Genomic DNA, 6,439 nt, shown 5'->3' on the forward strand with positions numbered 1-6,439 from the left:
GGTGCAGCAGGAGTATTTCAAGTCCAGCGAGGAGGACATTGAGGTCAATCAGCTGTCTCCCACCGGCTATCCGATGCGGATGATAAAGAGTTGTCCGGCAATCGGCGACAGCATCCGGCCTAATTGCGAGGCCTATGGCTATCTGCTGGATTCCAAAGGCAGTTGTTCCTATATCGATGCCTATTACAAGGCTCAACAGGCGGCAGCCCCTGGGTCGAAGCGGGTGCCGGTATGGGAAAAGACCTGCCTGTGCACGCATATGCGGAATTTTGACTGCTGGACCTGTGGCCATTACGCCTATCGATTGAAAGACACCTCGCACAAGCGCGATGACGGCAGCTATCAGTTGCTGAGCGCCGAGCACGTTTTCCATGACTATCAGTACAGCAAGGACAACAAGATCGCGCTGCCGACGCGCGAGGTGTATTTGCTGGTTGGCTGAGTGAGAGTTTTTTGCTGATGCTGCGGCATCCATTCCTACCGGGATGGGTGCCGTTTTTCTTGGCACCGCGCTTGCGGTTGACGGTGCCATCGTCTGGGATCGCCGACGATTATTCATTTGCATGGCATTGCGCATCATGCCGGCTCATGGCAGTCTTGCAGGCTGTCACGCATGTCCGGTGTGCCGCGTTTCTTTGACAGGCGGTTTTGACCCGCGCTGGCGATTCTGGCCGGCATTGTTGTTTGCAAGATGGTTTGGCCTGATCTACCATCGGCGCAGCATGCCTGCTTGCCGACCACTGTTTGCAGTTGGCGCGGCGATGCCCGCATTGCGTAGTTGCGGTATATTCCGGAATGATTTCCATTTTCTTGCGAACAAGTAATAAACAATGAGCAAAATCGATAAGCAGGATCAGCAGGAAGCGGTTTCCCAAAAGATTCGCTATCGCCTGCAGCAGGCAGGGGCGCGTTTCCATGCCAACGACAATATCGCCGCTTTTATCGAGGACGGCGAGCTGGATGCCTTGCAGGACGAGGTGCAGGCCAAATTGAAGGGGGTGCTGGAAAGCTTGGTGATCGATACCGAGAATGACCACAACACGCAGGACACCGCCAAGAGGGTCGCCAAGATGTTCTTGCGCGAGGTGTTCCGCGGCCGCTATGTGGCGATGCCGTCGAGTACCGAGTTTCCCAATGTCGAGCGCCTCAACGAACTGATGATCGTCGGCCCGATCACTGTGCGCAGCGCGTGTTCGCATCATCTGTGCCCGATCATCGGCCGCGTATGGGTGGGAGTAATGCCCAACGAGAATTCCAATCTGATCGGTCTGTCCAAGTACGTGAGACTGATCGACTGGGTGATGACCCGGCCGCAAATCCAGGAGGAGGCGGTGTCGCAGATTGCGGACCTGCTGATGAGCAAGCTGCAGCCGGACGGTTTGGCCATTGTGATGGAGGCCGATCATTTCTGCATGCACTGGCGCGGGGTGAAGGATGGCAACAGCAAGATGACCAATAGCGTGATGCGCGGATCCTTCCTGACCGATCCCAATCTGCGCCGCGAATTCCTGTCCTTGATGCACAAACCTTGAAAGGAGCATGGCCATGCTGGTTCGCCTGATCTACTGCAGCCGGGCGCAACAACCGATAGACCAGGCTCTGATGGATGAAATCCTGGGGGCCTCGCGCAAATACAATCCCGCGCAGGGCATCACCGGGCTGCTGTGTTACAGCAAGGACATCTTCATGCAGGTTCTGGAGGGCAGCAGGGCGCATGTCAACCGCCTTTATTTGAAGCTGGCGCGCGACGACCGCCATCACTCGCTGACCCTGCTGTCCTTTCACGAGATAGAGCAGCGCAAGTTCGCCAACTGGAGCATGGCCGAAGTGGCGCTGGACAAGCTCAACGCTTCATTGATCCTGCGCCATTCGCCGTTGCCGATGCTGGAGCCGTTCACTATGCCGGGCGCCAGCGCGGAGCGCCTGCTGGAAGATCTGGCCGAGTCCGGCAGCATTCAGTATCGCTAGCCGCATGGCTTGTCGTGGCGGGCGAGTCCATCGTCCGTCGGTTTTGTCCTGAACAAGAGAGTATTATCCATGTCCTTTATCCGTATCGTTTCCATGGCGGTCTTGCTGGCCTTGGGCGCGGCTGCAAATGCGGCTCCCGCCACCCAGACCCTGCCCTCAGGCGTCAAGATCGAAATCCTCAAGGCCGGCAAGGGTGCGATGCCCAAGACCACCGATACCGTCAAGGTCAACTATCGCGGCACCTTCAAGGACGGCAAGGAGTTCGACAGCTCGTACAAGAACGGCGGACCGATCAGTTTTCCGTTGAACCGGGTGATTCCGTGCTGGACCCAGGGCGTGAGCGCGCTGGCGGTGGGCAGCAAGGCCAAGCTGTATTGCCCGGCGGCTACCGCTTATGGCAGCCGCGGCGTGCCAGGCACCATCCCGCCCGACACCCCGTTGTATTTCGAAGTGGAGCTGCTGGAAATCCAGAAGTAATCGCCGCGTCGCAAGATGTGAAAAACCCGGCTCGGCAAGCCGGGTTTTTGCGTATCGGGCAAGCGTTCAATTGACGACCGGAAAGAGTCCGCCCAGCGGCGCGACGATGCGCTCCAGATAGTCCGCGTCGGTCTGGTCGAAGCTGGCAAGCTGGTCGGAATCGACATCCAGCACCGCGACAACCGCGCCTGCCGCGTTGCGGATGGGCACCACCACTTCGGAGCGCGCGCTGGACGAGCAGGCGATATGGCCGGGGAAGGCGTCGACGTCGGCGACCACCAGCGTGCGGCTCTGCTCCCATGCGCTGCCGCATACTCCGCGGCCACGGGGGATGCGGGTGCAGGCGATCGGGCCTTGGAACGGACCCAGCACCAGTTGTTCGCCCTTCACCAGATAGAAGCCGGTCCACAGCCAGCCGAAGGTCATGGCCAGCGCCGAGGACAGGTTGGCCAGCGCGGCGACAAGGTCGGTTTCGCCTGCGATCAGCGCGTGAGCCTGCGGCAGCAGCGCTTGGTATTTCTCTTCCTTGTTATCGCCTTCAATGATCAGATTTTCTGCCATGGGTATTGCTTGTGAGTTGGGTCGGACGTGACAGCATACACGGCTTTGGCAAAAAGAAAACGCCACCGCGCAGCGGTGGCGTTCTGCTCAGGGAGCCTGGATCACATCATGTGCTGGCCGCCATTCATGGCGATATTGCTGCCGGTGATGAAGCCGGCGTTTTCCGAGCACAGGAAGCCTACCAGCGCGGCGATCTCTTCCGGCTTGCCCAGGCGGCCAACCGGGATCTGGGCGACGATCTTGCTGCGCACGTCTTCCGGCACCGCCATCACCATCTCGGTGGCGATATAGCCGGGAGAGATGGTGTTGACCGTCACCCCTTTCTTCGCCACTTCCTGCGCCAGAGCCATGGTGAAACCATGCATGCCGGCCTTGGCGGCGGAGTAGTTGGTCTGGCCGAACTGGCCCTTCTGGCCATTGATCGACGAGATGTTGACGATGCGGCCGAAGCCGGCTTCCATCATGGTGTCCAGCACTGGCTTGGTCATGTTGAACACCGAATCCAGATTGGTGCGTATCACCGCATCCCAGTCATCCTTGCTCTGCTTCTTGAAGCTGGCGTCGCGGGTGATGCCCGCGTTGTTGACCAGAATGCTGATCGGGCCGATATCCTTGGCTATGCGGGCGGCGATGTCCTGGCAGGCGGCAAAATCGGTGACGTCGCACAGGTAGCTGTGGATGTCGCTGAAACCCAGCCCTTTCATGTCGGCATGCCAGGCCTGCTCGCGGCCGGGTTTGCTATAGGTGGTCACAACGACATGGCCGGCTTCGGCCAATGCCTTGCAGATGGCGGTTCCAATACCGCCCATGCCTCCAGTGACTAGCGCAATCCTTTTGGTCATGATGCTGGCTCCTCTGTTGGTGTTTGTGCTTATGCTTTCGTAATGCTTGTTCCCTTTTGTTACAGCATATGTAGGCAGCCATGGAAAGTAAATAAAGAGTATGTGCTCTTTTATTTACAATCTAGCCGGTGCGAGTTCTTGTGTCAGCCTCTGCAGCAAGTCCAAGCGGTATGGGGCTATGGCGCCTTCTTTTGCTGCCGCCATGATCGCACAATTCGGCTCTACGCGATGGGTGCAGTTGTGGAAACGACACTGGCCAATGTACGGGCGCATATCTGGAAAATAGTGGATCAAATCAGGCGCTTGCAAGTGTTTCAAGCCAAATTCCTGCAGGCCCGGCGAATCGATCAGGTGACTGTTTTCGTTCAGATGGTATAGCGCGGCGTGGGTGGTGGTATGGCGGCCGGAATCCAGCGCGATGGAAATGTCGCCGATGCGCGCGTTGGCGTCCGGCAGCAGGGCGTTGGTCAGGGTGGACTTGCCCATGCCGGACTGGCCTACCAGCACGCTGGTATGTCCTTGCAGCAAGGGCAGCAGCGGAGAGAAGTCCTGCTTGGCCGACAGTGTAACCAGTTGGTAACCCAGCTTTACATAGAGTTGTAATCTGGCAAGCAGCACCGAGGTTTCCGGCAGGTCGGACTTGTTGACCACGATGACCGGATCGATGTCTCCCGCCTCGGCAGCGATCAGGCAGCGGCCAAGCAGTTCCTCGTTGGGGCTGGGCACGGCGGCGATGACGAACAGAATGCGGCTGACGTTGGCGGCAATCACCTTGGCTTTCCAGTCGTCCTGGCGGTATAGCAGGCTGCGGCGCTCCTGCGAGCGCTCTATGACCGCCTGTTCCTGGTTCTGGATCAGGATGTCGACGAAATCGCCGCAGGCGTAATCGACGCGTTTGCCGCGGGTGGTGCAGTCGTAGGTGCGGCCATTGGTTTCGACGATGAAACGGCGGCCGTGGCTGCGTATGATTTGTCCGGTACTGGCTGTCATGGGCGGCTGATCAGGGCTTCGGTCTTGGCTGCGCAGATGAAGTCGTTGAGGGTGAGGCCGCCGGCGTCGTGGGTGCTGAAGTTCACCACCGCGCGGTTGTAGTGCACCGACATATCAGGGTGATGGTCTTCGCGATGGGCGATCCAGGCCAGCGCGTTGACGAAGGCCATGGTGTCGTGGAAATTGGCGAAGCGGAAGGTCTTGTTCAGCTCAATGCCGTCGATCTGCCAGTCGGGCAGGCCGGACAGCAGCTGCTTGACGGTGTTCTCCGCCAGCGGGCTCTGGCCGTGTTGCGGGGTGCAGGAGAGTTCCAGCAGGTTCATTGTTGGCTTCCTTTCAGATGTTGGATGCGCAGCGCCGCGGGCGGGTGCGAGTCATAGAAGGTAGAGTGGACGGGTCAGGCGTCAGCGTGGCGCCGTTGTCGCGATATAGTTTGACAAGCGCGTTGACGAGGTCGTCGGCGCGGGTCTGTGTCGAGGCGAAATCGTCGGCTTCGTATTCGTGCCGGCCGACATCAGGCTGGACAGCGGCGTCAGCGGAAACGTGAAGGCCGGCATGGCGGTAAGGAACAGGATCAGAGCCATCGCCGTGCTGGGCGCGAATACGCCGAGGCCGGCATAGAACCAGGGCGCGTGCAGCAATTGGCCCAGCATCCACAGCAGTGCCAGCGACAGGGCGAATGTCAGGACGATGCGTTTGATGATGTGGCGATGCTTGAAATGCCCCAGTTCATGGGCCAGCACGGCTTCGATTTCTGTGTGGCTCAGCTGCGACAGCAGGGTGTCGAAAAAGACGATGCGCTTGGAGGCGCCAAAGCCGGTAAAGTAGGCGTTGCCGTGGCTGGACCGGCGCGAGCCGTCCATCACGAACACGCCCTGGCTCTTGAAGCCGGTCTTTTTCAGCAGCGCCTCGATTCGGAGCTTGAGCTCGGCGTCCTCCAGCGGCTTGAACTTATTGAACAGCGGCGCGATCAGCGTCGGGAACAGCGCCACCATCAGCAACTGGAAGCCAGACCAGACTAGCCATACCCACAGCCACCACTGCGGCCCCGAGATGTCCATCAGCCACAGCACCAGCGCCAGCAGCGGCAGGCCGATCGCCGCGCCCAGGGCGATGCCCTTGATCTGGTCCTGCAAAAACAGGCCGATCGTGGTTTTGTTGAAACCGAAACGGCTTTCTATGCCGAACGTGCCATACAGGCTGAGAGGCAGCGATATCAGGCTGCTGATCACGGCCATGGCGACGATCAGCGCCATGCCGGACAGCAGCGGGCTGGCGAACCATTGCTGGCTGTGGATGGCCAGCCATTGCAGGCCGCCGCCGAAGGTGAAGGCCGCCACCAGCGCGGTGTCCAGCCAGGCGGACAGCAGGCCAAGCCGGGTTTTGGCGATGGTGTAGTCGGCGGCGTGCTGATGCTGCTCCAGCGTGATATTGTCATGGAAGGCGGCGGGGACGGCGGCGCGGTTGCGGCCGATATGGCGGATGTGGCGCCAGCCCAGCCACAGCTTCAGGCTCAGCGTCAGCGCCAGCGCGATGGCGAATAGTAGGGAAAAGGCCTCGGTCATGGGTGGTCCGTGCAGGTATCGGGTTTGCCGCGCGGG

The 6,439-nt window shown here is 59.8% G+C and carries 8 protein-coding genes and 1 pseudogene; 4 read left to right on the forward strand and 5 right to left on the reverse strand.

The annotated features are described in order from the left end of the window. The 4 genes and pseudogenes from BI344_RS19605 to BI344_RS19620 all read left to right on the forward strand — a co-directional run. A pseudogene (locus tag BI344_RS19605) lies at positions 1-442 on the forward strand (nitronate monooxygenase); the annotation flags it as partial. A gap of 388 nt (positions 443-830) precedes the next feature. Continuing rightward, a complete protein-coding gene (folE, locus tag BI344_RS19610; RefSeq protein WP_071114496.1) occupies positions 831-1,532 on the forward strand; it encodes a GTP cyclohydrolase I in 702 nt (233 codons plus the stop codon). A 13-nt stretch (positions 1,533-1,545) separates the two neighbouring features. Continuing rightward, a complete protein-coding gene (locus BI344_RS19615; protein WP_071114502.1) occupies positions 1,546-1,968 on the forward strand; it encodes a BLUF domain-containing protein in 423 nt (140 codons plus the stop codon). Between the two features lie 69 nt (positions 1,969-2,037). Beyond that, positions 2,038-2,445: an FKBP-type peptidyl-prolyl cis-trans isomerase gene (locus BI344_RS19620; RefSeq protein ID WP_071114497.1), complete on the forward strand. Its 408-nt coding sequence runs from the start codon at positions 2,038-2,040 to the stop codon at positions 2,443-2,445. Positions 2,446-2,511: 66 nt separating this feature from the next. Here BI344_RS19620 and BI344_RS19625 read toward each other — a convergent pair whose 3' ends face one another. The 5 genes from BI344_RS19625 to BI344_RS19645 form a co-directional block, all read right to left on the reverse strand. Then, on the reverse strand, positions 2,512-3,006 hold the full coding sequence (locus BI344_RS19625) for a GAF domain-containing protein (protein WP_071114498.1): 495 nt from the start codon (positions 3,004-3,006) through the stop codon (positions 2,512-2,514). A gap of 101 nt (positions 3,007-3,107) precedes the next feature. Then, positions 3,108-3,848, reverse strand: coding sequence for an acetoacetyl-CoA reductase (gene phbB, locus BI344_RS19630; RefSeq protein ID WP_071114499.1), 741 nt, complete (start codon positions 3,846-3,848; stop codon positions 3,108-3,110). Between the two features lie 114 nt (positions 3,849-3,962). After that, positions 3,963-4,838 (reverse strand): ribosome small subunit-dependent GTPase A, encoded by an 876-nt coding sequence (rsgA, locus tag BI344_RS19635; protein WP_071114500.1) that lies wholly within the window; start codon positions 4,836-4,838, stop codon positions 3,963-3,965. Continuing rightward, a complete protein-coding gene (locus BI344_RS19640; protein ID WP_071114501.1) occupies positions 4,835-5,161 on the reverse strand; it encodes a 4a-hydroxytetrahydrobiopterin dehydratase in 327 nt (108 codons plus the stop codon). The genes rsgA and BI344_RS19640 overlap by 4 nt, the downstream gene beginning before the upstream one ends. A gap of 81 nt (positions 5,162-5,242) precedes the next feature. After that, a partial coding sequence (locus BI344_RS19645; protein ID WP_338152222.1) for a M48 family metallopeptidase occupies positions 5,243-6,439 on the reverse strand: 1,197 nt, incomplete at its 5' end.

The sequence above is a fragment of the Chromobacterium sphagni genome (genome assembly GCF_001855555.1).
Taxonomy (GTDB): domain Bacteria; phylum Pseudomonadota; class Gammaproteobacteria; order Burkholderiales; family Chromobacteriaceae; genus Chromobacterium; species Chromobacterium sphagni.

Coding starts and splice junctions, on each gene's coding strand:
- folE (WP_071114496.1), top strand. CDS start 831: ATGAGCAAAATCGATAAGCAGGATCAGCAGGAAGCGGTTTCCCAAAAG.
- BI344_RS19625 (WP_071114498.1), bottom strand. CDS start 3,006: ATGGCAGAAAATCTGATCATTGAAGGCGATAACAAGGAAGAGAAATAC.
- BI344_RS19615 (WP_071114502.1), top strand. CDS start 1,546: ATGCTGGTTCGCCTGATCTACTGCAGCCGGGCGCAACAACCGATAGAC.
- rsgA (WP_071114500.1), bottom strand. CDS start 4,838: ATGACAGCCAGTACCGGACAAATCATACGCAGCCACGGCCGCCGTTTC.
- phbB (WP_071114499.1), bottom strand. CDS start 3,848: ATGACCAAAAGGATTGCGCTAGTCACTGGAGGCATGGGCGGTATTGGA.
- BI344_RS19620 (WP_071114497.1), top strand. CDS start 2,038: ATGTCCTTTATCCGTATCGTTTCCATGGCGGTCTTGCTGGCCTTGGGC.
- BI344_RS19640 (WP_071114501.1), bottom strand. CDS start 5,161: ATGAACCTGCTGGAACTCTCCTGCACCCCGCAACACGGCCAGAGCCCG.